Origin of the sequence: Streptomyces sp. NBC_00016, assembly GCF_045040885.1 — a bacterium.
GTDB classification, from domain to species: Bacteria; Actinomycetota; Actinomycetes; order Streptomycetales; family Streptomycetaceae; genus Streptomyces; species Streptomyces coriariae.
The window spans coordinates 503,605-527,726 of sequence record NZ_CP108304.1 but is presented as its reverse complement, the minus strand read 5'-3'; the positions used below and the strand labels follow the sequence as shown (position 1 = coordinate 527,726).

Annotated in this window: 20 protein-coding genes and 1 pseudogene; 7 read left to right on the top strand and 14 right to left on the bottom strand. The window is 70.3% G+C overall.

Going from position 1 to position 24,122, the window contains the following annotated elements; all coding sequences use genetic code 11:
* The 6 genes from OG933_RS02550 to OG933_RS02525 form a co-directional block, all read right to left on the bottom strand.
* Positions 1-1,554, bottom strand: a complete 1,554-nt coding sequence (locus tag OG933_RS02550; RefSeq protein ID WP_405625080.1) for a Wzz/FepE/Etk N-terminal domain-containing protein — start codon at positions 1,552-1,554, stop codon at positions 1-3.
* Positions 1,551-2,915: a Wzz/FepE/Etk N-terminal domain-containing protein gene (locus OG933_RS02545; RefSeq protein ID WP_405625078.1), complete on the bottom strand. Its 1,365-nt coding sequence runs from the start codon at positions 2,913-2,915 to the stop codon at positions 1,551-1,553. Before OG933_RS02545 ends, OG933_RS02550 begins: the two co-directional genes overlap by 4 nt.
* Complete coding sequence (locus tag OG933_RS02540) at positions 2,912-4,192, bottom strand: glycosyltransferase family 4 protein (protein ID WP_405625077.1); 1,281 nt, start codon at positions 4,190-4,192, stop codon at positions 2,912-2,914. Before OG933_RS02540 ends, OG933_RS02545 begins: the two co-directional genes overlap by 4 nt.
* Positions 4,182-5,498 carry a nucleotide sugar dehydrogenase gene (locus tag OG933_RS02535; protein WP_362530751.1) on the bottom strand — a complete coding sequence of 439 codons (1,317 nt, stop codon included), beginning with the start codon at positions 5,496-5,498 and terminating at the stop codon, positions 4,182-4,184. Before OG933_RS02535 ends, OG933_RS02540 begins: the two co-directional genes overlap by 11 nt.
* 82 nt (positions 5,499-5,580) lie before the next feature.
* Positions 5,581-7,059: a sugar transferase gene (locus OG933_RS02530; protein ID WP_405625076.1), complete on the bottom strand. Its 1,479-nt coding sequence runs from the start codon at positions 7,057-7,059 to the stop codon at positions 5,581-5,583.
* A 602-nt stretch (positions 7,060-7,661) separates the two neighbouring features.
* Positions 7,662-9,125 (bottom strand): aldehyde dehydrogenase family protein, encoded by a 1,464-nt coding sequence (locus tag OG933_RS02525; protein WP_405625075.1) that lies wholly within the window; start codon positions 9,123-9,125, stop codon positions 7,662-7,664.
* A gap of 171 nt (positions 9,126-9,296) precedes the next feature.
* Here OG933_RS02525 and OG933_RS02520 point away from each other — a divergent pair, with 171 nt between their 5' ends.
* The gene (locus OG933_RS02520) at positions 9,297-11,726 is read left to right on the top strand and encodes a SpoIIE family protein phosphatase (RefSeq protein ID WP_405625074.1); all 2,430 of its coding nucleotides are present in this window, start codon (positions 9,297-9,299) and stop codon (positions 11,724-11,726) included.
* A gap of 223 nt (positions 11,727-11,949) precedes the next feature.
* Here OG933_RS02520 and OG933_RS02515 read toward each other — a convergent pair whose 3' ends face one another.
* Positions 11,950-12,384, bottom strand: coding sequence for a VOC family protein (locus tag OG933_RS02515; protein ID WP_362274959.1), 435 nt, complete (start codon positions 12,382-12,384; stop codon positions 11,950-11,952).
* A 355-nt stretch (positions 12,385-12,739) separates the two neighbouring features.
* Positions 12,740-13,108, bottom strand: a complete 369-nt coding sequence (locus OG933_RS02510) for an STAS domain-containing protein (RefSeq protein ID WP_362530761.1) — start codon at positions 13,106-13,108, stop codon at positions 12,740-12,742.
* 220 nt (positions 13,109-13,328) lie between these two features.
* Between OG933_RS02510 and OG933_RS02505 the strand changes: the two genes are divergently transcribed.
* The 4 genes from OG933_RS02505 to OG933_RS02490 all read left to right on the top strand — a co-directional run bounded on the left by OG933_RS02505 (position 13,329) and on the right by OG933_RS02490 (position 17,733).
* The gene (locus tag OG933_RS02505; RefSeq protein ID WP_405625073.1) at positions 13,329-13,751 is read left to right on the top strand and encodes an ATP-binding protein; all 423 of its coding nucleotides are present in this window, start codon (positions 13,329-13,331) and stop codon (positions 13,749-13,751) included.
* A gap of 108 nt (positions 13,752-13,859) precedes the next feature.
* Positions 13,860-15,158, top strand: a complete 1,299-nt coding sequence (locus OG933_RS02500; RefSeq protein WP_405625071.1) for an MFS transporter — start codon at positions 13,860-13,862, stop codon at positions 15,156-15,158.
* 260 nt (positions 15,159-15,418) lie between these two features.
* The gene (locus OG933_RS02495; protein WP_405625069.1) at positions 15,419-16,045 is read left to right on the top strand and encodes a class I SAM-dependent methyltransferase; all 627 of its coding nucleotides are present in this window, start codon (positions 15,419-15,421) and stop codon (positions 16,043-16,045) included.
* Positions 16,046-16,383: 338 nt separating this feature from the next.
* Positions 16,384-17,733: a phosphatase PAP2 family protein gene (locus OG933_RS02490; protein ID WP_405625068.1), complete on the top strand. Its 1,350-nt coding sequence runs from the start codon at positions 16,384-16,386 to the stop codon at positions 17,731-17,733.
* Positions 17,734-17,896: 163 nt separating this feature from the next.
* Here OG933_RS02490 and OG933_RS02485 read toward each other — a convergent pair whose 3' ends face one another.
* From OG933_RS02485 to OG933_RS02460, 6 genes and pseudogenes are all read right to left on the bottom strand, one after another.
* Complete coding sequence (locus OG933_RS02485; RefSeq protein ID WP_405625067.1) at positions 17,897-18,364, bottom strand: SRPBCC family protein; 468 nt, start codon at positions 18,362-18,364, stop codon at positions 17,897-17,899.
* Positions 18,365-18,492: 128 nt separating this feature from the next.
* The gene (locus OG933_RS02480) at positions 18,493-18,954 is read right to left on the bottom strand and encodes an SsgA family sporulation/cell division regulator (RefSeq protein WP_362530779.1); all 462 of its coding nucleotides are present in this window, start codon (positions 18,952-18,954) and stop codon (positions 18,493-18,495) included.
* A gap of 115 nt (positions 18,955-19,069) precedes the next feature.
* Positions 19,070-19,912 carry a hypothetical protein gene (locus tag OG933_RS02475; RefSeq protein ID WP_405625066.1) on the bottom strand — a complete coding sequence of 281 codons (843 nt, stop codon included), beginning with the start codon at positions 19,910-19,912 and terminating at the stop codon, positions 19,070-19,072.
* Positions 19,913-20,201: 289 nt separating this feature from the next.
* Entirely contained in the window at positions 20,202-20,570 is a 369-nt protein-coding gene (locus OG933_RS02470) for a metalloregulator ArsR/SmtB family transcription factor (protein WP_362530784.1), read from the bottom strand.
* Positions 20,567-21,013: an SRPBCC domain-containing protein gene (locus tag OG933_RS02465; protein ID WP_405625065.1), complete on the bottom strand. Its 447-nt coding sequence runs from the start codon at positions 21,011-21,013 to the stop codon at positions 20,567-20,569. Before OG933_RS02465 ends, OG933_RS02470 begins: the two co-directional genes overlap by 4 nt.
* A 189-nt stretch (positions 21,014-21,202) precedes the next feature.
* Positions 21,203-21,352 (bottom strand): annotated as a pseudogene (locus OG933_RS02460) (glycoside hydrolase family 48 protein); the annotation flags it as partial.
* Between the two features lie 298 nt (positions 21,353-21,650).
* Here OG933_RS02460 and OG933_RS02455 point away from each other — a divergent pair.
* Positions 21,651-21,845 carry a hypothetical protein gene (locus tag OG933_RS02455; RefSeq protein ID WP_405625064.1) on the top strand — a complete coding sequence of 65 codons (195 nt, stop codon included), beginning with the start codon at positions 21,651-21,653 and terminating at the stop codon, positions 21,843-21,845.
* 280 nt (positions 21,846-22,125) lie between these two features.
* The gene (locus tag OG933_RS02450) at positions 22,126-23,829 is read left to right on the top strand and encodes a glycoside hydrolase family 6 protein (protein ID WP_405633216.1); all 1,704 of its coding nucleotides are present in this window, start codon (positions 22,126-22,128) and stop codon (positions 23,827-23,829) included.
* The last annotated feature ends 293 nt before the right edge of the window (positions 23,830-24,122 follow it).

Below are 24,122 nucleotides of genomic sequence, written 5' to 3'. Positions count from 1 at the left end.
CTAGCGCGCCTCCTGGTCGCTGTCCGGGACGCGTGCCGCCCACATCGGTTGTCGTTCGGTCCGCCGCGGGCCTTCCCCCACTGCCTGAACGGCTTGGGAGGTACCTCCACCGTTCTGTCGGGCCGGCAGTTCGTTCTGGCCGCGCAGCGCGGTGTGCGGCCCGTCCCACAGCGTGCCGTCGGTCCGGTCGCGCGGATCGGGGTCGATCAGCACCACACCGATCACCGGAATGCGCTGGTCGGCGAGTTGCCGCGCCACGGTGTGGAGCCATGCGGTGCTGCCGTGCCCGGCACGCACGACGAGCACGGTCCGGGTGCCGAGGTACTGGAGGTCGGTCCACGCCGTGCCGGGCGCCACCGAGCCGACGCCGAGCCGGCGCTCCTGAGGCGAGAGGGTCGCGGCCCGCTCGCCGCTGACCACGGTCGGGTCTCCCGGCTTCGAGCGCCGGCCTGCGAGCCGCAGGCCGGGCAGGCCGTCGACGACGACCACGGGGCCCTCCGCCGCCAGTGCCCCGGCGAGGTCCAGGGCGAGCGCGCTCGTACCGCGCGCACAGCCCAGTTCCAGCAGTGACACCGGTTCCGCGGAGCCGCGCACGGTGCGGGCCAGGGACGTGGTGAGCCGTTCGCGTGCCGCCCGGATCCGTCGGCGCTGCCACAACTTGGCCGACCGGTAGGGCAGTTCCGCGATGACCGAGGCGCCGAGGTTCGCCGCGATGTCCCGGCGCAGCACGGGGCGGTCCGCCACCACGGTGCGGACCGCGGCCACCGCGAGCCCGAGGGCGAGTCCGAGGACGAGCCCGACCGCGCCGTTGGTGGCAGCGCTCCTGGGCAGGGAGTGCCGCACCGCGCGAGGGGCGTCCACGATCTGTGTGCCGTCGATGAGCTGGGGGGTGCCGATGCGTGCCTCCGCGGCGCGCTGGTCGAAATCGGAGATCCGCGAGGTGAGTTCGGCCCGGCGAGCGAAGAGCGACTCCAGGTTCGCGGCCGCCTTCGGCCCGCTGTCCGGTGATGCCTCGCCGATCTCCTTGTTGACCTGGGCGAGTTCGTCCCGTATCCGGTCACGCTGGTCGAGCAGGGCCTTGGCCTCGGCGTTCGCGGCCTGCTGGATCCGCCTCACATGGTCCGAGACGAACGCGTCGGCCAGCGCCTCGGCGCGGGCCACCGCTTCCGCGTCGCTGTCACCTGTCACATTGATCTGCAGCAGGTTGTTGGTCAAGCCGATACCCCCGTAGTCCTGCATGAAGTCCTCAGGTTTCTCCGGGGACTCGAGGGACCGCAGGGCCATATCGGCGATCCGCGTGGTCTGCAGCAGCGCGACGTCGGTGCGGATCAGCGTTCCGGGGTCGTTCGGCTGGTCCTCCTGATGCGCGACCAGCACCTTGGTCACCGCGGTCGGCGGCGGCGGCATCAGGACCGCCACCGCCACGCCGACGAGCAGCCCCAGCAGCGCCAGGGAGCACCAGAAGCGGCGCCGCCTGCGCACCGACACCACCAGCGCCTGCAGGTCCAGCAGCGGAGCGGCGGCCGACGACTCCGAAGTCGTATGCGTCGTCACTGTGAACCTCCTGTCGCGTTGTCGCCGGCCGCGAGCGCCGGCGTGGAGGCATGGCGGGGATGGCCGGCAGAGCGCGTCGGACGCGCCCAGACCGTGCCGGCGAGGATGATTCCGACGACCTCGTGCTTGGCGTCCGCACACGCATCGGCGATGCCGGCGAGCTCCCCCGCGGTCCAGCTGCCCGCGCTGAGCACGACCAGGGCACCGGACTCGTTGTCGCGGTCCGGCACCATCGGCTGGGACACCGAGACCTCCACCACCCGCAGCAGCGGATCGCTCTCGGCCTCGGCGACGAGCTGCCCGGCGGCCCGGCGGGCGATCTCGTCGCCGTCCGGGACGACCACCAGCAGCCTTCTGGGGGCGGGCAGTTGGTCCCGGACGCGGGCGCACACCCGCCGGTAGCGGAGCTGCCTGCTGGCCTCGTCGCCGGACGTCTGCGGGGCGGGTACGTCCCACCGGACGTCGGCGCCCAGCAGCCGGCGGATCCGGGCCCGCGAGCCATGGCTCTCCGGCCGGTGCGCGGGCCGTTCACCGGGTACGTCGACGGTACCCAGCAGCGCCGAGCCCAGCGCCGCGGCGATCTCCGGTTCGGTGCGCAGCCGGCGGCTCATCCGTGCGGCGGTGAGATGACCGATGACCGCGAGCAGGAAGAACAGCAGCGCCCCGGCGACGACGAGCTGGATCCTCGTCGGCGGTGCCTCGCCGGCCGGCCGGGCGGCCGGGCCCATGACGACCATGTTGGCCTGGGTGGCGGCCGGATCGGTCTGGTCCAGCTTGTTGATGGCTTCCTGCAGCGCGGTGCGCAGCTTCGAGAGCTCGGTGCGCGTCTGCACGCTCTCCACGGTCTGCCCCGGACCGGCCTCGTCGGCCAGCTCGGTGATGCGGCGGCTGGTCTGCACCACCATCTGCCGCAGTGCCTCGGGCGCCGCCGCTTCGGGGTCGGTGCTGTCGCCCGCGATCTGCGCGGCGAAGGTGACGAACTGCTGGGCCACCTGGTCGGAGAGTCGCTGTGCGCGCTCGGGGGTGTCGGCGGTGCCCGAGATCTCGATGATGTTCCCGTCGGCGGCCTTGGCGCTCACCCGGTCCCGCAGTTCGCTGCCGCTGACCCCGGTCCAGTCGAGCGTGGCGGCCACGCGGTCGATCACGACCGAACTGGTCGCGATCTGCGCCTGGGTCACCAGCTCGCGCTCCTCCCACGCCCCCGGCAGCAGCACCGACGCCGACGTCGTGTATCGCGGCGGGAACAGCAAAGAGGTGCCGTAGCCGACGAGCGCGCCCACCACGACGAGGATGGTGAGAAGCCGTCGGCGCCGACGGATGATCCGCCCGATCGTGACCAGGCGTATGGTGTCATCGCTCAACGGCGCGGCCTCTTCCATGCCCGGTGCGGTTCGCCCGCCGACAGCGGGGCGTGGTCACGGCAGGCGGCGGCGTAGGCGGCCAGCAGCGATCGCTGCGAGTTCCGCCAGGACAGCGGCCCGCTGATCCGCTCCTGGCCGATCTTGCCCATCCGGTCCCGCGTCTCCGGATCGTCCAGCAGCAGCGTGATGAGCTTGGCGAACTCGGCCTCGTCGTTCGCGGGCGCGTATACGGCGGCGTCACCGGCGGAGACTCGCGCCTCCCGGAGGTCGAACGAGACGATCGGTCGGCCCATCGCCATGTACTCCAGGACCTTGTTCATGGTCGACACGTCGTTGAGCGGATTGCGCGGGTCGGGGGAGAGGCACACGTCCGCGGTGGACAGGTAGCGCACCAGGTCGGCGTCCGGAATGCGCCCGGTGAACTGCACCTGTTCGGAGAGCCCGAGCTGCCCGGACAGCTCCACCATCGCGTCGAAGGCGTCGCCCGCACCGACGAACACCGCATGCCAGTCCGTCCGTCCGACCTCGTCGCGCAGCTTCGCAAGGGCCCGCAGCGCGTAGTCGACGCCGTCCTGCGGGCCCATGACGCCCAGATAGCACAGCAGATGAGGCTTGCCACGCTTCAACTCGGGCTCCGGCGGCACCGGTTGGAACCGGTCGATCTGCGGGGCGCTGCGCACCACGAACACGTCCGCCGGCCGCTTGCCGCCACGGCTCACCGCGACGTCCCGGTAGCTCTCGTTCGTGGCGAGCACGATGTCCGCGGCCCGGTAGGTCCGTCGTTCCAGCGCGCACACGGCGCGGTAGAGCAGATCCTCGCCGCGGTCGAACCGGGAGAGGTACAGCTCGGGGACCAGGTCGTGCTGGTCGAAGACGAACCGCGCGCCGCGCCGCTTCAGCCACAGCGCCGGCAGGAACAGCAGGTCGGGCGGATTGCAGGCGTGGACCACGTCGACCGGGCCGACCTTGCGGGCCAGCCGGACCGTGTGCCACAACGCCGATCCGTACTCCCGCAGGTAGCCGGCCGGTCCTCCGGTGGCCGCGCGCAACGGGTAGCGATGGATCCGCACCCCGTCGATCTCCACCTCCGGCTCCGTGTCCCGCTTGCTTCCCTGCGGACAGATGACGTGCACCTTCCAGCCCGCGTCGCGCAGCGTCGTGCACTCCTGCCACACTCGCCGGTCGAACGGCACCGACAGGTTCTCCACCAGGATCAGCGCGCGCCGGTCCGGCCGTTCGTCGTCGGCTCTGTCACCGAACGATCTGTCACCAAGCAAGGCCCACGTACCCCGGTTCGGCCCGGCGCGCATCGGCGTCGGGAAGGTGGATGAGGTCGACGATCACCGTGCCGTCGCCATGGGGCAGCGCCGCCAGTACCGCCGGATCCCTGGTCCCGACCAGGCACACCTCGGCGTGCTCGAGCACCTCCTCGACGGAATCCGCGAGCAGCTGCGCGAGGTGCGGCAGCCGGGTCTCGATGTACTCGCGGTTCGCGCCGAGCAGCCGGGAGAGGCTCACGTTGGCGTCGTAGATCTTCAGGTCGTACCCCTTGCCGAAGAGTCTCTCCGCCAGCTCGACGAGCGGGCTCTCACGGAGGTCGTCGGTGCCGGGTTTGAAGGACAGCCCGAACAGGCCCGCCCGGCGCTTGCCGGTGCGCTCGACCAGCTCCACCGCGCGCTGCAGATGGTCGGAGTTGGAGGGCAGCACATGGGAGAGGATGGGCACCGAGACGTCGGCCCGCTGCGCCGCGTGGACCAGGCTGCGCAGGTCCTTGGGCAGGCAGGAGCCACCGAAGGCGAAGCCGGGCCGCAGGTAGGCGGGGCTGATGTTCAGTTTGCGGTCGGCCAGGAACACGTCCATCACCTGGTGCGAGTCCACCCCGAGCGCCCGGTACACCGCGCCCAGTTCGTTCGCGAAGCCGATCTTGAGGCCGTGGAACGCGTTGTCCGCGTACTTGATCGCCTCGGCTGTCGGCACCGGCACCCGGAACACCTCGCCGGGCAAGCCGTCGTACAGCGCCAGCACCGCGTCGCCGCTTGCCGGGTCGAGCTCGCCGATGACGGTCTTGGGCGGGTCGAAGAAGTCCCGCACGCTCGTACCCTCGCGCAGGAACTCCGGGTTGACCGCGACCCCGATGTCCACCCCGGCCGTGCCGCCGACGTACTTCTCCAGGATCGGGACCAGCAGGTTCAGGCAGGTGCCCGGGAGCATGGTGCTGCGGAACACGACGGTGTGCCGCCCACCCCGTTCGGCCAGCGCGGCGCCGATCTGCTCGGTGACCCGCTCCAAGTACGTGGTGCACAGGCTGCCGTTGGGCTCCGAAGGTGTGCCCACACAGACCAGCGATATCTCGCTGTCCATGATCGCCTCGCGGACGTCGTCGGTGGCGCGTAATGCCCCGGTCCGTACGACGTCGGCGATGAGTTCGCCGATCCGTTCCTCGACCACCGGGGCCTTGCCGTCGTTGACCAGGTCGACCTTCACCTGGTTCACGTCCACGCCGATGACCTCGTGACCCATGCTGGCCAGGCACGCGGCCGACACGCAGCCCACGTAGCCGAGCCCGAAAACGCTGACCTTCATGTCCTGTTCCTCCCCCCAGGCAGGCCCTTGCGGCCTGCGGTCCGCGCGCCGGCGGGACCGTCGAGTTGCCGACTCCCGCGCATCAGTAGGCCCCCTGCCCGTAGAGCACCGCACGCAGCGTCTTCCACAAGATCACTGTGTCCAGGGCGAGCGACCAGTCCTCCACGTACCGCAGGTCCAGCCGGACCGCCTCCTCCCACGACAGGTCGCTGCGTCCGCTGATCTGCCACAGGCCGGTGAGTCCGGGCTTGACCAGCAGCCGCCGCCGGATGTCCGGGCCGTACGCGGCGGACTCCTCCGGCAACGGTGGCCGCGGACCGACGAGCGACATGGATCCGGTGAGCACGTTGAAGAGCTGTGGGAGCTCGTCGATCGAGTACCGGCGCAGCACTGCTCCCACCCGGGTCACCCGCGGATCCCGGCGGAGCTTGAACAGCAGGCCGGCGCCCTCGTTGAGGCCGGCCAGCTCGGCACGCGCCCCGTCGGCCCCGACGACCATGGTGCGGAACTTGAGAATGGTGAACTCGCGGCCGTCCTTGCCGACCCTGCGCTGGCGGTAGAGCGCCCCGCCCCGGCTGTCCAGCAGCACGAGCAGCCCGACGAACACCATCAGCGGTGCGAACAGCATCAGCAGAATCGTTGCGCCTACCCGGTCGACGACTCCTTTCACCGCCCGGCGGCCCCCGGTGAAGGTCGGCATGCTGACCCGCAGCAGCGGGATCCCGAGCACCGCGTCGATGTGCAGCCGCGGGCCGGCCACCTCCATGAGCACCGGGGCCACGACCATCTCGGCGTCGCTGCCTTCGAGGTTCCAGGCCAGCCGCTGCAGCCGGTCCGGTGACCAGTGCGGGTCCGGGGTGACCGCGACGACACGGTAGCCGTCACGCTGGACGTGGCCCGCGACGTCCGCCAGCCGGCCGACGACCGGCACTCCGTCCAGTTCGTCACCGTCGAGCCCGAGACCGTCCGTCGTGCACACCCCGTCCACCCGCCAGCCGAGGTGCGGGAACTTGCGGGTTCGGGTGATCAGGTCGCGCACGGTGGCCGGGCTGCCGGCGGCGAGCACCGGGCGCAGGCACTGGCCTTCCTTGCGCTGTTTGTGCAGCCAGAGGCGCAGCAGATACCGCGCGGTCATGGTCACGAGCGCGATCGCGGGGATCGCGACGAAGATCCAGAGCTTGATGTTGCGCGAGGTGAGAGCGATCCCGCCGAGGGCCAGTACGACGGTCGCCGTGAACAGCGAGCGGCCGAGCCGGCGGAATTCCTCGGCGCCCTGGCCGAGCACGGCCGGCGCCCACGACCGGCTCACCGCGAGCGCCCCCAGCACCAGCAGCTCGGTGCCGAATGCCAGGATCCCCCATTTCTCGTGCCAGTTGGCCGCGTCCCGGGCCCCGAAGAAGTTGCCGATCGCCGCCACCACGAAGGCGGTGGCCACGGTGTCGCTGGTGATCACGGAACGGCGGTAGCGCTGCTCCCAGTCGGTCGCGGGCTGTCTGATCATGCCGTTCGGCAGACGCCCGTCCGTCGACGGAAACGGGCTGACTAATCCCCCTTGCCGCACAGAACCCCCCAAGGTCCCCAGTGGTTCGACGTGTTCGCCTAACACTGTTCCTCCCCCCGGGAGGCCCCCGCCCCCCGTACTGTTCCTCCCCTCGGGAGGCCCCCGCCCCCCGCACTGTTGCTCCCCCCGGGAAGCCCCCGCCTCCCGCGCTGTTCCTCCCCTCCGAACGGCCCCCGCCTCCGGGCATGACGTCCCGGCTGTTTCAGAAGTACGTGAACAACCGGCCCTGGCGGCAGTGGACTTGAGTGTCCTGCCGGACTGGCGAGGTGCGCGCAAACCTGTCGAAACCTCGGGTGCTCCCCGCACCCAAGGCCCTCTCGGGCTCTACGAATCGATCACCCCGACGTCGGGCGCCGGGGGACGCGACTGCTGGCTCTACGTAGCGCCGGACCTATAGATGATTACGGGTCGCCTCATGTCCGAACCGCTGAAGCACGGTCAATCTAGACCATCCGGGCCGGGTTGAAGAGAGGGTGTGTGTAATTTGTGTTCAAGCTTTGGGACTTGATCCATCGATCGGTGACCACCTACGAATGCTTTGCGCCACCGCGCGTTCCGGTTGCCGGCCAGGCCCCCGGGCGCGGCTTCCGTCGAGGAGTGCATCAGGTCCGTCCGGGCATGGTCATCCAGCGCCACTGGGTGAACAGTTCGAGGCTGGCGGTGCCGCCGATGCGGGATCCGTTTCCGGAGATGCCCATGCCCCCGAAGGGAGCGTTCGCGGCGTCCTTGGCGGTGACGTCGTTGATGTGGGCCATGCCGGTGCGCAGTTGCTCGGCGACGGCGGTCGCTCGGGGTACGGAGTGGGAGTGCACGGCGGCCGTCAGGCCGTAGGCGGTGTCATTGGCGAGTTCGATCGCTTCTGCCTCGCTGTGGAAGGGGACGACCGGGGCCACGGGCCCGAAGATCTCCTCGGTGAAGGCCGGCGCGGTGCGTTTCACGCGGTCCAGGACGGTGGGCGGGTAGAAGAGCCCATCACGTCGGCCGCCGGTGAGCAGCCGTGCCCCGGCGGCCAGGCTCTCGTCGACGATGCGCTCGATCCGTGCGGCCTGCCGTTCGCTGATGACGGGACCGATCGTGACGCCCTCCGTGCGGGGGTCGCCGACGCGCATGGCCTTCGCGTGCCCGACCAGTGCGGCGGTGTAGGCCTCGGCCAGGTCGGCGTGGACGAGGTGGCGGCCGGCGGCGACGCAGGCCTGACCCTGGTAGCCGAACGAGCTGGCGGCTCCGGCCGTGGCGGCAGCCTCGACGTCCGCGTCCTCGAGCACGATGATCGAGTTCTTTCCGCCGAGTTCGAGGGAGACCCGCTTCAGTCCTTCGCCCGCCACGCGGGCCACCGCACGGCCGGCCTCGGTGGAGCCGGTGAAGGAGACCATGGCGAGGTGGGGATCGGCCGCGACCGCCTGCCCCGCCTCGGCACCGCCGGGAAGGACGTGCAGCACCCCGTCCGGCAGCCCGGCCTCCTCGAATAGTTGTGCGACGAGAATGCCCCCGGACACGGGCGTGTGCGGGTCGGGCTTGAGCAGTACGGCATTGCCCAGCGCGAGGGCGGGCGCCAGCGCGCGCATCGCGAAGAGCAGGGGAGCATTCCAGGGGGTGATCACGCCGACGACCCCCAGCGGCACCCGCCACGCCAGACTCCCGCCGCCGGAGACCTGCGGTGCCAGGACCTCGCCCTGGGGCAGGGACGCGAGTGCGACGGCGTGCGTCAGCTGGGCGAGGGCGGCGGCGATCTCGTAGTCACCCTTGGCCGGGACGCCGGCCGATTCGCGGACGATCCAGTCGCGGACCGTCGCACTGTGCCCCCGCAGGGCGGCGGACACGCGCAGCAGGATCTCGATCCGCCGGGAAGGAGTCGCCGCGGCCCAGTCCCCGGCCGCGTACGCTGCCCTCGCACCGGCCCGTGCGACGTCCGCGGGGCATGCCACGCCTACTTCGGCCAGGGTTCGCCCCGTGGCCGGTTCGATCACCCGTTGTGTACCGCCCTCGGAGTCGCGCCAGCCCCCGCTGTAGATCTTCCCGGCCCACCCGGCCGGAGCCGGCCACGCCTCCTCGCCGATGACAGCCATGGATGCCGCCCTCCGTCCGGGGTCGGTGTTGCCGTCCTGCCGCGAAGACCGATTCACGGGCATCTGTCACTGTTGTTGTCTAGTGTCGTGATAAATGCAGGTGTGGCGCACCTGGGCCCGGATCGATTCCGGGCGGCCGGCCCCCAGGCGTACGGGAGGCGAGATGAAGTCATGACCGGAACCGCGTCCGCCGGGGACGAGGGCCGCGGCGCTTCGTCGCAGGAGATCGTCGACGAGGCGTCCACGGCGAGTGCCACCGTGGACGGGCACGGCATCGTCACTGCCTGGAGCGAGGGCGCACGACGACTGCTCGGCTACCGGGCCGCCGAGGTCACCGGCCGGAGCGTGGCCGCGCTCCTCCCGGACCCGGCTCCCACCGAGCTGCCACGATCCGCCACGGACCTGCGCAGATGGAGCGGGACGGTGACGCTGCTGCACCGTGACGGCCGTCCGCTCACGGTCGGTCTGCTGGCTCACCGCCGGGAGAGCGACGGCGACGGGTGGCTCCTGGTGTCACCGGTGAACCGCCCGGCGCCGCTGCCCGAGGACGACGCGTTCGTCCGCCGGAGTTTCACCCAGGCCCCCTGCACCATGGCCCTGTACGACACCGGACTGCGGCTGCGCCGGGCGAACGCGGACATGGAGCGTGTGATGGGCCTGTCCGAGGAGGCGATGCGCGGGCTGCGGGTGACGGAGCTCGTCCGCGATCCGGAGAGCGAACGGACCGAAGCGGGTATGAGGCGGGTACTGGAGACCGGTCGGCGGCAGGAGATCGCGGCCGCGCTGCACCTCGTCGGCCAGGAGCGCCAGAGCGTGTGGTCGATGTCCTTCGCCCCCGTGCGGGACGCCGAGGGGCGGATGGAGGGGGTCCTGCTCACGGCACACGACGTGACGGAACAGCACTTGGCGCGGCGGCGGTTGGTCCTGCTGAACGATGCCAGCGTGCGCATCGGCAGCACCCTGGACCTGGCGCGTACGGCTCAGGAACTGGCCGACGTCGCCGTCCCGTGGTTCGCGGACTTCGTCACCGTCGATCTCCTGCCGGCGATCGAGGGCGGTGAGGATCCCCCGCAGGGGCCGCCGCACGGTCCGGTCATGCTGCGCCGGGTGGCCTGCCAGTCGGTCCTGGACGGCTGTCCCGAAGCCGTGGTGCGGCTCGGGGCAGTTGCCGCGTATCCGGCCGGGTCGACCGCCGCCGAGTGCCTGGCCGCAGGCCGGCCGCTCATCGAGCACGTGACACCCGAAGCCTTGGACGCGGTGGCGCGGCACACCCCGCAGCGCGCCGAACGCATGCGGAGATTCGGATTCCGCTCGGTGCTCGCGGTGCCGATGCGGGCCCGTGGGCTCACCCTGGGTGTGGCCACGTTCTCCCGACACCTGCAGCCCAAGCTCTTCGAACAGGACGATCTGCTGCTGGGGGAGGAGATCACCGCCCGCGCCGCCGTCTGTATCGACAACGCCCGCCGCTACACCCGCGAGCGTTCCATCTCCCTCACGCTGCAGAGCAGTCTGCTGCCCCAGGAACTCCCCGAGCAGGCAGCCCTGGACGTCGCCTCCCGCTATCTGCCCGCCGGCAGCCGGGCCGGAGTCGGCGGAGACTGGTTCGACGTCATTCCGCTGTCCGGCGCCCGGGTGGCACTGGTCGTCGGAGACGTCGTCGGCCACGGCATCCAGGCTTCGGCCACCATGGGACGGCTCCGCACCGCCGTACGCACCCTCGCCGACGTCGACCTGCCCCCCGACGAGCTGCTGACCCACCTCGACGACCTGGTCAACCGTCTCGCCGCCGGGGCCGACAGCGCGGCCGCGACCGCCGGTGACATCGGCGCCACCTGTCTGTACGCCGTCTACGATCCCGTCTCCCGGCACTGCACCGTCGCCCGCGCGGGCCACCCCGTGCCTGCCCTGGTGACGCCGGGCGGCGGGGTCGAGTTCCTGGACGTTCCGGCGGGCCCTCCGCTGGGCCTCGGCGGCCTGCCCTTCGAGTCGACCGAGCTGGAGTTGGCAGAGGGCAGCCTGCTCGTCCTCTACACGAACGGGCTCATCGAGGCCCGCGGTCGCGACATCGACGAGGGCATCGACACGCTGAGCGAAGTGCTGCGCCGGCCGACCGGGGATCTGGAGGCGATCTGCGACGCCCTGCTGCGGACCATGCTCACGGACCACCCTTCCGACGACGTCGCGCTGCTCGTCGCCCGCACCCACGCCCTCGACGCCTCCCACGTGGCCACCTGGCAGGTACCGCCCGACCCCGCCATGGTTGCCGAAGCGCGGAAGAACGCCTCCCGCCAACTGTCCGAGTGGGGCCTGGACGAGGCCGCGTTCGTCACCGAGCTGGTCGTCAGCGAACTGGTCACCAACGCCATCCGGCACGCCCGGCCCCCCATCGAGCTCAGACTGATCCACGACCGCACCCTTGTCTGCGAAGTCTCCGACGGCAGCAGCAACGCCCCCCACTTGCGTCGGGCTCGCACCTTCGACGAGGGAGGTCGCGGGCTGCTCCTGGTCGCCCAGCTCACCCAGGGCTGGGGCACCCGCCAGACCGCCGACGGCAAGATCATCTGGGCCGAGCAGGAACTGCCCAACGGTGGGAGCGGATGAACGTCGGCTCGTCCTGCTCGGAGCCGCACTCACCGTGGGAGAAGGCTCCCTCGGTCCGGGGAAGGCCGAGGGACGGTACGCATCGGCGGCGCGGAAACCATCGAGGCCACCCAGGTGCGCGCGGTGGCCGAGATGCGATCAGGCAGCGATGCGTCGGACATCGCGATTCCCTCGCGGGAGGCCCCAGCGCGACGGCTTCCCGCCTCGCCGTCCCGGAGGACGCTCAGTCGAGACAGAACTCGTTGCCCTCGATGTCCTGCATCGCGATGCAGGACTCGTTCTTGTCATCGGCAAGCAGCAGTTGCACGCGTACCGCGCCGAGCGCGACCAGTCGTGCGCATTCGGCCTCCAGGGTGGCCAGGCGCTCCGCACCCACGAGTCCGGTGCCGACCCGCACGTCGAGGTGCACCCGATTCTTGACGACCCTGCCCTCCGGAACGCGCTGGAAGTACAGTCGCGGCCCCACACCTGAAGGATCAACGCAGGCGAACCATGCACCCTGCTCCTCCGGAGGCAGGGAGCGGTCGAAATCGCCCCAAGTCGCGAACCCCTGAGGGGGCGGCGGAACTACGTACCCCAGCACCTCGCACCAGAAACGAGCGACGCGCTCGGGTTCCGCGCAGTCGAAGGTGACCTGGAACTGCTTGATCGATGACATCGGCGCACCATAGCAGGGGGAATCTGTCGCTCATCTCCCGTTGGGAATCCGCATGTTGAACGGAGGACGGCCGCCTTCGACGCGACCGTGAGCACCTCCGGGGGGAGGGGAGGAAGCTCCCGTCCGAGACGAGCCGGCGGGGGCAGAGCCATCAGCACCGGGGACGACATCATGCCCGCGGCTGTCACCAGGAGGCTGGTGAACCCGGCCTCGTCCGCGGCCTGTTCACTGCTCTCTCGGCCGCCGGATCGTCACGGAACTGGTGTGAGCGTGGATGTGAGGGCGACTCGGCAGCGGAGGGGTTGGGAAGACAGCCTCTCGGGCTCTTCGCCGGCCATGGACGGCGAAGAGCCTTCTAGCCGTTCAGGGCCTGCTCGATGGTCGGGTGACAGGGAATGAGGGCGTCAATGCCGACCAGTCGCAGGACGTGCAGCACGGGTTCCTGAGCGGCGGCGATACGCAGCCACCCCTCGGTGGCACTGACCGCCTGGTGGGCGGCGACGAAGACGTTGATACCGCTGGAGTCCATGAACGTCACGCCGCTGAGGTCCACCACGATGCGCGACGGTGTCGCCGCGCCGTCCCCGATCAGCAGGGCATGACCGAGGACGTTCTTGACGTCGTGGTCGATCTCGCCCTGAACCGTCACGACACGGACGCCGTCCACCATGCGATGCTCGACGGAGAGCCTGCCTGGCCGGCCCGCTTGTTCGATGTCGGTCACCGTCTCCTCGACTGTGCTTGGCCCTGTCCCGATTCACGGCGTGCACGGACGATTCTGCCCCACCGCCCGGGCCAAATACACTCGGGCGGCTGTGCCGAACAACATGCCTCTGACATGTATGACGGAATCGGGGGTAGCGCGCGTAAAACGGGGAATGAGGGCGAGGCCAGTGGGATCCCATGCCGATGGTGACGGTTGTACGGCGCCGGATGAACATCTGATGCGCGTCGGCCACGCACTGGGCGGAGACGACGGCTGTATCGCCGACGCCCGTCACCACGCCGCCGCCTTCCTCGATCAAGCCGGCGTCGACCACGACCTGCCCGTATCCGCGCGGGTCAAGGACCTGACCCAGCTGGTGGTCAGCGAGCTGGTCACCAACGCCCGCAAATACGCCCCCGGGCCCGTCCTGATGGAACTGCGCATCACCACCCGCGCCGTTGACGTCGTCGTGTGGGACAGCGACCCCCTTGTTCCCGCGGCCCGGCCCGCCGATCCCGACAGAATCGGCCAGCACGGCCTGGAGATCGTCAAGGCCGTCACCGAGGACCTCTTCATCGAGCAGAGGCCGGTCGGCAAACGCATCACGGCCCGCATCACCCTGCTCGACCCCCTGGCAGCGACACCGCCGCCCGCGGTCTGACGCAGCGGACGCTCCGGCCCGGTACCGAGCGATGCGTGCCGAGGCTCCGTCGGCCGGCCACGGCCCCCCGGCCACTACGCTGAGTGCCTTCACGCGGGGGAGGGTTCATTGGGGAGGCAGATCCCACTCGGGGAGGACTTCCGGCGGTTGTGGGGCGCCTACGGGGTCAGTGCTGCGGGCAGCGCCGTCGCGATGGGGGCCCTACCGCTGGTCGCCCTTCTGGTGCTGCATTCCTCGGCGTTCCAGGTCTCCCTGCTCACCGCTCTGTCCGCCGTCGCCAGTGCGGTGATCGCCCTGCCGCTCGGTGTCCGTATCGAGCACCGGTACAAGCGGCCCGTCATGATCACCGCAGATCTGGCCCGCTGCGCGGTGCTGGTGAGCGTGCCGGTCGCGGCGGCTTTCGGTGTGCTCACCTTCGCTCAGCTGTGTGTCGTGGGCATCCTCCAGACGGCAGCGTCCGTCGCGTTCGACGCGGCGAGCGGCGCGCACCTCAAGGCCCTGGTCCTGCCCGAGCACCGCCTCCGGGCCAACAGCCTGTTCGAGACCACCAACTGGATCAGCGTCAGCGCCGGGCCGCCGGTCGGCGGGCTCCTGGTCGGTGTCCTGGGCCCCACCGCCACGATGGCGGTCGACGCCGCGTCCTTCCTCGGCTCCGCCGCCGGTGTCCGCCGCATCCGGCGGCCCGAACCCGCGCCACCGACACCCGGCGCCGCCGCTCGGCCGGTCCACGACATCGTCGCCGGCTGGCAGTACCTCCTGCGGCATCCGGGACTGCGCCCGCTGTTCTACAACTCCCTGCTCTTCGGCGGCTCCATCATGATGGCGTCGCCGCTGATGGCCGTCCTGATGCTGCGTGACCTCGGCCTCGCGCCGTGGCAGTACGGCCTCGCTCTGGGGCTGCCGTGTCTGGGCGGAGTGCTGGGTTCACGCCTGGCCCCGCCGCTGACCCGGCGGTTCGGGCAGCGCCGGATCCTGCTGCTGTCCGGTGTCGCGCGCACACTCTGGACGATCCTGCTGCCGCTGGCGCCTGCCGGTGCCCTCGGGGTGTTCATCATCGTGGCCGTCGACTTCGGCCTGCTCTTCGCCGCCGGCGTCTTCAACCCGTCCTTCACCACCTACCGCATGGAGGCCACACAGGACGCGTTCATGTCCCGTGTCGGCGTTTCCTGGTCGGTCAGCTCGAAGACGTGCCAGGCAGTCTTCATGATCGTCGGCGGCCTCCTCGCCGATGCGGCAGGCGTCCGCGGCACGCTGCTCATCGCCGGTGTGCTGTGTGTGGCGAGCGCGCTCCTCCTGCCATGGCGGAAGGCACGCACCTCCACCGGAGGCACCGGAGGCGTTCCAGGACCCGCGGGGGAAGCGGTCCCGGAGCCGGCCCCGTCCCCGTCCCAGGCCGACTCGCCCTGACCAAGGCTGCGTGGCGGGCGGGCAGCCTTGGACAGGGGGCTGGAGATCACCGGCGTCGAGCCGGTCACGGAGTCCGGTGGTCACCGACGTCGAGCCGGTCACGGAGTCCGGTGGTCACGGGCGTCGAGCAGGCCACGGATCCCCGTGGCGGCCGGGCGGACGCTCCGCATCCCTGAGCGGTCGCGAGGTCTGTACCTACGATAGGAAGAACGCGCGATGGCATCGGTCCTCGCCCCTGACCACCGGGTGGAACGCAGACCATGAGCAGCCAACGCGACCGCTGGGCGGAACTGACAGGCGGACAGGCCGGCGAGGAGTACGCCCTGCGGTTCGCGCGGCTCGCGGCATCGGGCCACGACATCCACGGCGAGGCCACCTTCTGCGACGCGCTGCTGAAACCCGCCGGGCGGGTGCTCGACGCCGGCTGCGGCACCGGGCGGATCGCGATCCGGCTCGCCACGCTGGGCCACCTCTGCACGGGCGTGGACCTCGACCGCTCCATGCTCGCCGTCGCGCGCCGCACCGCCCCCGACCTGGAATGGCTCCACGGTGACCTGGCCCGCCTGGACGCTCTCGGTCTGGAACCCGGCTTCGACCTGGCGCTCGCCGCCGGAAACGTCATCCCCTTGCTGGCCCCCGGTACCGGACCGGCCGTGGTCCGGCAGCTGGCCGCCGTACTGCGCGTCGGCGGACTGCTGGTCACCGGCATGGGACTGGACGCGGAACACCTGCCGCTGCCGGAACCGACAGTGACACTGACGGAGTTCGACCACTGGTGCACGCAGGCCGGACTGACCCTGCGGCGGCGCTTCGCCACCTGGGACGGCGATCCGTACGTCCCGGACGGCGGCTACGCCGTCAGCGTGCACTCCCGCTCCACCGACTGAACGCGGGAGCGCCCTCCACAGGTCCCGCACAGGGCGTCACGTCGGCCGAAGCGGCGGTAGGCGATGGGGGGGGCGATGGGGGGAGAGCTCTGGCACGTCACTCTCACTTCCTGTGGCCCACCTTTGCCGATGCACATTTCGCCGTAACCCACCCGCACCACTCCGTTAACATGTTCGAACTCGCGATGAACGCCCCCCATGCCCGTCCTTCGCCAGGAAAGCGCGCCATTCGGTGTGCTGAGCAACGTGGTCAGTCAAAATCGAGCAAATTGGTTAAGTAATTGATATACATAGCATTGCGGGCGTTTTCGCGAATAAAAGGTAGAACTGCCCGTTCCGTGGGGCGTCATCCCCGGGCGATACTGTGGGCCGCGGTAGGTGTGGTCGCCCTCGGATTCCTCATCGCGCTGGAAGTCGCGGCGCGTCGTTGCGGCCTGCCGGGGCCGATCAGCAACCAGGTGGGGGAGCTGATATTCCCTCCCAAATCGGGTTTCCTGCTGTACGCCAGTCTGGCGTTGATGATGGTGGTTCTCACCTGGCGGCAACGGTTCATCGCGACCGGTGCCGCGATCGGCATCGACGCCGTCTTCTTCCTGGTCCGGCGGGCGGTCGACGCCAAGGTGCCCGAAGGCCACCCCTTCGGCAACGGCGCGCTGTGGGTGATGCTGGGCTGCGCGGTCATCGCGGTCACGCGCCGCACCGGCCAGGAACGCGCCCTGCTGCTGAAGGGCGTCGGGCTGGGCCTGCTGCTGGTGGCCGGCCGGAAGACCGGCGACATCTGGCTGATCATCACCTCGAAGACCCGCCCCATGGTGCTCGACCAGTACGTGGCGACCGCCGACCACGCGCTGGGCGAACCGTCGTGGCTGGCAGGCCGGATCATCACCGCCACCGGCTCGATCGGCTTCAACTTCCTCGACATCGTCTACGGCCAGCTCGCGGTGGCCGCGGTCGTCGTCGCGCTGTACCAACTGCGCAACGTGGCGGTCGAGCGTCGCTTCCCGGGGCACCATCTGGTGCGCACCTTTCTGATGATCGGCCTCCTCGGACCGGCCATCTACATGATCTTCCCGGTCGTCGGACCGGTCTTCGCCTACGGCACGGGCGCCGAGCACTGGGCGTCGGTCAGCCTGTGGGCGCACACGCCGCCCAGCGAGCAGTGGGCGGTGGCCGACCTGTGGCCGGTGACTCCGTCGCCGATCGCCGACCCGCGCCACATGCCGTTCGACGAGATCACCCCACGCAACTGCATGCCCAGCCTGCACACGGCGTGGGCTACCACGATCTTCATCCATTCCCGGAAGGGCCCGCGATTCCTGCGTTTCGCCGGCACGTTCTGGCTGGTTGCCACACTCGCCGCAACGCTGGGATTCGGCTACCACTACGGAGTGGATCTCATTGCCGGCGTGGTGTTCGCGCTCACGATCGAGGCAGGTCTGCGCTCGCTCGACCGCGGCTGGGACCGAGCGGGAATCCAACTGGTCGCCTACGGCACCACGGTCTTCGTTGCCCTCTTGGTCTCATACCGCTACCTGCCGCTGCAGATGGCGGAGCATCCGTGGGTGTCCGGACCGCTTCTCCTGCTGGCGATGACCTCGGTGATCTACGGCTACGCACGGACCACCGCGCTGTGGGAAACGAAGACCGCACCGGCCCGGCAATCGGAACCGCAGCCCGAACTCATCTGAACCGTGTTCCGCAAGGCTGCGGGCCGAACGCCACTCGGGTGGGCCGCGATGCCGAGGTCCGGCGGAGGCGGCAGCCCAGCTCATGACGGGCGGCCGGCCCCGGCGGACTCGCGAGCAGATCGCCGCCCTTCCAGCCCCTCGCCGGCCGGGTGGCGGACGTGGCTCAGAGTTGCCGGTCGCCTTGCGAGGGCGGAGTGCCCAGAGCGTGGTCGACCGCCCGCGGCAGACGCTCGGACACTTGGTCGCCGAGCCGTTCGAACTCGCGCTTCAGCAGGGGACCGGCCAGTCGAGCCAGGCCGTGGAAGTCGACATGCGCCCGATAGGTCAGCTGCGTGACTCCCGCGTGTTCCTCGAAGCGCATGTCGTCGGTGGAGGTGGCCGTCTTGTTCCGCCCCACGAAGGTGAGGCGGTCCGGCTCCCACCGGACGAGCCGGTACCGCAGCTCCGTGCGACGCCCGCGGAACTCCGACACGTTCCGCCACTCCGTCCCCACGGACACCGTGCCGCCGCCCAGCCGTTCACAGGTGACAGTGCCCGGGTCCCACATCTCGGCGTGCGAGAAGTCCGCGAGGTACCGCACGACCTCGCCCAACGGATGGCGGACGGTCAGGACACGCTCGACTTCGACCACGATTGCCTCTCTTCGCTCGCTGAACCGGTGGCGCTGACGGGTCGCGTCACCGTCTGTTTCCGTGGTCGGAGGGCCCACGGATGCACGACGTTCCCGGGTCACCGTGTCGGCTGTCGACCGCACCGCGGTCACCCGGGATGCAGCAGACGCTCCAGGGGCCCCTCCCAGCTCATGCGGGCGGATTCCTGCCCCGCAGGCACCGACGCGAACGTCTCGTCCAGCCAGTCACGAAGCTCGTCGGCCGGCACGAAGAGCACCGCCGCGGCGAAACTGCTCCGCAACAGGATCCGGACGCTGCCCAGGCCGTGGCAGGGGCAGGGCGGCCAGACCCGGACGTCACCCTCACCGGACGGCACGCGCAGACCGGCGTACAGCAGATCTCGCGAGAATGTCCAGGGCACGATGTCGTCGGGTGAGCCGGGGAAGTCCATGCGCACGGCGAGCGGATCGGCGGGATCGTGGACGAAGCAGACCCTGAGCTGAACGGCCTCGTCGGCGCTGAGGAGCACCCGGATGGACAGCGTGCGTCGCAGCACTTCGGGCTCCTGCACGGAGCGGCAGTCGTTCGTCGGGTCGGTCGGATGGTGCATGACGCCTCCCGGAATGGGTGAGGCCACCTCTGCCGACTCGCCCGGACCACCGCCGGGCGAGCCTCTCACTCTCCCTTCGGCGTGACCGGGCAGGGCAGATGCGCTGGGTGGAGCCCTACGGGTGTTCGCGAAGTTGCAGGAGCCCGGCGACGGAGAAGCACAGGGCGCCGGCGAGGGTGCTCCCGTTGGCGATGTCGGCGTTGACCAGGCTGCCCGTGGCGGGGCGGGTGTAGGCGGCGAGCGCCGAGACCATGAACAGGACGGACCCGAGTTGGTTCACGGCGACGATCCACCAGCCGAGACTGCGCGGGCGCACGCAGGGCTGTCCGTGGCAGATCTCGACGAAGCCCAGATGCCCGGAGACCAGGAAGAGCAGGCAGCCGATCACGTCGGGCGCCCAGATCAGCCGGTTGACCTGGTGGACGTTCAGGCCCTGGAGGAAGGAGTCCAGCAGGTCGACCGCGAAGACGAGCGTGCCCGCGAAGAGGACGAAGGCGCTCAGCCAGTCCACTCGCATCGGCTCGTAGCTCCACCACCGCCAGGAGTGGGTGACCAGCGGACCTTCGCCGCCGACGACGTGGCGAGGTGCGTTGATCACCTGGAGCAGTGAGACGTAGCCTCCGGTGTTGAAGAAGAGGCCGCCTGCGAAGTAGATCGAGGCGCACTGCGTGGCGTTGCCGGAGCCGAACTGCGCGAAGGCGGCGCCGGTCGCGAAGAGTGCCCCGCCGACAACGAAGGCGACCGCCGCGACGGCGTTGAGTCTGCGCAGCCTGGCGATGCCCACGGCGTCCGCACGGGTGTGCCGAGCGGACGCCGCGCCCGGAGGACGGACGGCGAGCAGTCCGCGCCGGCGCGCGAGCCGTGAATCCCACACCGCGGTGCCGCCGCCGGGAAGGCGCCAGGTGAGCCGGGTGGTGAACGGTCCCGCGCCCTCGGCGCGCTGCTCAGGCTGCCCCACGGGCCGAGCGTAGACCGGGGGCAGGCTCTCGAAGCGGGCGCAACGCCGTGACGCCCGGGCTCGCGGCACCCATGACCGGATCCCCTTCGCCGTGGCAAACCCCGAGAGCCTTCGTCGAACGGAGCGAGACATGGGCAGCAGCGGCCTCCCCTTCAAGGACACCACCGACTTCGAGATCGAGAAGATCGAGAAGATCGAGAAGATCGAGAAGATCGAGAAGATCGAGAAGATCGAGAAGATGGAGAAGATGGAGAAGATCGGGCAGGAGGCGGTCGCAGCATCGAGCCGTTCAGTCGGGGTGTGCCGAACCCGGATCGCGTTCCGCCGCCTCGGCGACGCGTTTGATGTCGGCCAACCGCCGGTCCCAGTCGGCCGCGAGCGAGGCCATCCACCGCGCCGTCGTGTCCAGTGCCGCGGGCCGCACCGCGTAGCGCACCTCGCGTCCGACCCGGCCGCCGGAGACCAGTCCGGCGGCGTCCAGGACGGCGAGGTGTTTGACCACCGCCTGGCGCGAGACGGGCAGTCGTTCGGCGAGGGTCGTGGCCGTGGCCTCGCCCTGTGCGGCGAGGAGGTCGAGCAGTTGGCGTCGCGTCGGGTCGGCCAGCGCGCCGAGGACGCTGTCGACGACCTCGGCGGCTCCGGGACGTTCCTCCGTCACGTGGCCGACTGTTCGGCACGTGCCTTGAGCGCGTCGAGCTCCAGAGGCCAGCCCGCGCTGTGGTCCTTGAGGTTCTGACCGCGCAGCTCCTCGGAACCCGCCAGCGCGGCGAACCCGCTCTCGACGACGCGGAGTCGGGTCTGGTCGCCCTCCTGGGTCAACGTGAACTCCACGAGGGTGCTGTTGTCCTCGCGCAGCTCCTCCCCGGGGAAGGCGCTGGTCCAGCGATACGACAGGTAGGTCGGCGGCTCGACCTTCTCCACACGCACCGGGAAGTCGCCGTGCTCGGGGTTCTTCGCCACCATCGACTCGCCCTCCCTGGCCACGGTGCCGGGCAGGCTCGCCTTGTCGGCCACCCAGAAACCGGGCTGGGCCACCAGCGACCAGACCCGCTCCAGGGGTGCTGCGATCAGGGTTTCGCGTTCGATCCGGTCCTCGCTCATGAGGGACTCCTTCATCGTCACCGTCTAATGCAACTCCAGGGTTGCACATCGACTCTCAAGGTGCAACTGAAGGGTTGCATCTCGGTGCGCCGCCTCGCCGCCTTGCCGGCTTGTCGGTGTCGGGCAACGTACGGGAGGACCGGGCGGCCCCGTGTGCTGGTGGGGCCGCCCGGCAGGTCGGCCCCGACGTCAGGTGTCAGGACCGCGCACGCGGAGCGCAGGCGGGGACTGTACGAGGAGCTCCGCGTACGAGCCCATGGCCAAGGCGATGTCCGCCTGGGCCCAGAAGCGGTGCTACGTGAACACGGGCGCGGCTCCGCCCGCGAGACGGCTCTCGAGCGAGAAGTCAGTTCTTGAACCAGTGGGAGCGCTCCCATTAATGGGGGCGATCCTGTGAGCGGTCAAGGTGTTTGAAGGACCGAAATGGTTTGTGGGTGTCGTTGAGTTCAACTCCTGACGTGGGACTGGGCATTGGGGCGAGTTGCCGCTATCTTCCTGCCCACCAGTGGGAGCGGTTCCATTCAGTCGACGCGCCTGTCACGGCGCGCCAAGCTGTAAGGAGTCGCTCATGCGACACCCCCCATGTTCATCACACGCACCGTCGCCGGCGCCGTCGCGCCTTTTCGGCGGGGTGGCCGTGCCCGCAGTGGCGGCCGAGGAACGCAACAGCCAGGTGCAACTTGGCGTGTGGGAGCTGTACTTCGGCCTACCGGGCGACCAAGAGGTCACCCGGGGCTGGGACAGCCGGTGCTCCGAGCCCGGCGCCACCGCGACCGCCGCCGACGAGGGTGGGAACGGCGGGCGCGGTTCCGGCTCGAGCGTCCGTGCCTGATCGCCCGCCTCCCGGGCCTGCCGCCCACCCCGCACCGACCGTCGCCAACCAGGACCGGTCCGCCCTCGGCTGCTCCGGCGACCGATCCGCCCTCGGCTGCTCCGGCGACCGGTCCCCCCCCGGCCACTCCTGCGAACGGCGCGCTGACCTCCGCGGACGACGGGACACGCCCACGCACGGCATCGGGCCGCGCGATCACACGCGCGCGCCGTCAACCCGTAAACCCCACGGCAACAAAGGAAACCACCACAGATGAGTCGCACTCGAACATCGCTGCTCGCTGCTCGCTGCCCTGGCGCTGGTCGCCGGGGCCTCCGGAACCGCACTCGGCATCCAATCGGCGGGTGCCGCGGTGACGGCCACCCCCTGCACCGTCGACTACAAGGTGCAGAGCCACTGGGACACCGGCTTCACCGCCACCGCGACCATCACCAACAACGCCGCCGCGAAGTCGAGTTGGTCGGTGAAGTGGTCGTACGCCGGCAACCAGCAGATCACCAACGGCTGGAGCGCGAAGATCAGTCAGAGCGGCACAGCTGTCACCGCCGCCAACGAGAGCTACAACGGCGCGCTGGCGAACGGCGGTTCCGTGAGCTTCGGCTTCAACGCCTCCTACAGCGGGACCAACGCCCTACCCGCCACGTTCACGCTCGACGGCGTCACCTGCAACGTCGACGGCGGCAGCGGTGGCGGCGATGGCGGTGGCGGTGACAACGGCGGCGGCAACGGCAGCCGGGTCGAGAACCCGTACGTCGGCGCCAAGGCGTACGTCAACCCGGAGTGGTCGGCGAAGGCCGCCGCCGAACCGGGTGGCAGCCGCATCGCCAACCAGCCCACCGCCGTCTGGCTCGACCGCATCGCCGCCATCAACGGCGTGAGCGGCGGCATGGGACTGCGTGCCCACCTGGACGAGGCGCTGAAGCAGAAGGGCTCCGGCGAGCTCGTCGTCCAGCTGGTCATCTACGACCTGCCCGGCCGCGACTGCGCCGCCCTCGCCTCCAACGGCGAACTCGGCCCGAACGACCTCGACAAGTACAAGTCCCAGTACATCGACCCGATCGCCTCGATCCTCTCCGAGGCGAAGTACGCGGGCCTCAGGATCGCCACCGTCATCGAGCCCGACTCACTGCCCAACCTGGTCACCAACGCCGGCGGCACCAACACCACCACCGATGCCTGCGTGACCATGAAGGGCAACGGCAACTACGAGAAGGGCGTCGGCTACGCCCTGGACAAGCTCGGTGCCGTCCCGAACGTCTACAACTACATCGACGCCGCCCACCACGGCTGGCTCGGCTGGGACAGCAACCTCGGCCCGGCCGCGCAGGAGTTCGCCAAAGTGGCCACCACCAACGGCGCGAGCGTGGACGACGTGGCCGGCTTCATCGTCAACACCGCCAACTACAGCCCCGTCAAGGAGCCTTACCTCAAGGTCACCGACAGCGTCAACGGGCAGACGGTGCGCCAGTCCAAGTGGCTGGACTGGAACCAGTACGTGGACGAGCAGTCCTACGCCCAGGCGCTGCGCGACAAGCTGGTCGCGGCCGGCTTCAGGTCCGGCATCGGCATGCTGATCGACACCTCCCGCAACGGCTGGGGCGGCTCGGCCCGGCCCGCCGGGCCGGGTGCGCAGACCTCCGTCGACGGCTATGTCGACGGCAGCCGCGTCGACCGGCGCATCCACGCCGGCAACTGGTGCAACCAGAGCGGAGCCGGAATCGGCGAACGGCCCACCGCGGCCCCGGCGGCCGGAATCGACGCCTACGTGTGGGTGAAGCCCCCGGGGGAGTCGGACGGGTCCAGCTCGGCCGTCTCCAACGACGAGGGCAAGGGCTTCGACCGGATGTGCGACCCCACCTACGGCGGCAACGCCCGTAACGGCAACAACCCCACCGGTGCTCTGTCGAACTCGCCGCTGGCCGGGCACTGGTTCTCCGCCCAGTTCCAGCAGCTGATGCAGAACGCCTACCCGCCCCTGTCGTAGTCGGATGAGTGGACCCGCCGGGGCGGCTGCCTGCCGACGGATTGGCAGGTAGCCGCCCCGGCGGGTCGCCCGTTCCACGCGCTTCGTGGTCCGGATCCTGCCTCGGCCGCGGCCTCCGGGCCGGTGGCGCTCGTCTCGTCACCGGATCACCAGGCAGGCCCTCCCCACCCAAACCTGCGCCCACTCGGTCGGCTTCTTACACCGCCCGGTCGGCTGGTCCCGGCCACGGCCACCGCCGCCGCCGACACCGCCACCGACACGGTCGGCACCGGCCGAAACACCTCCCCAGCACC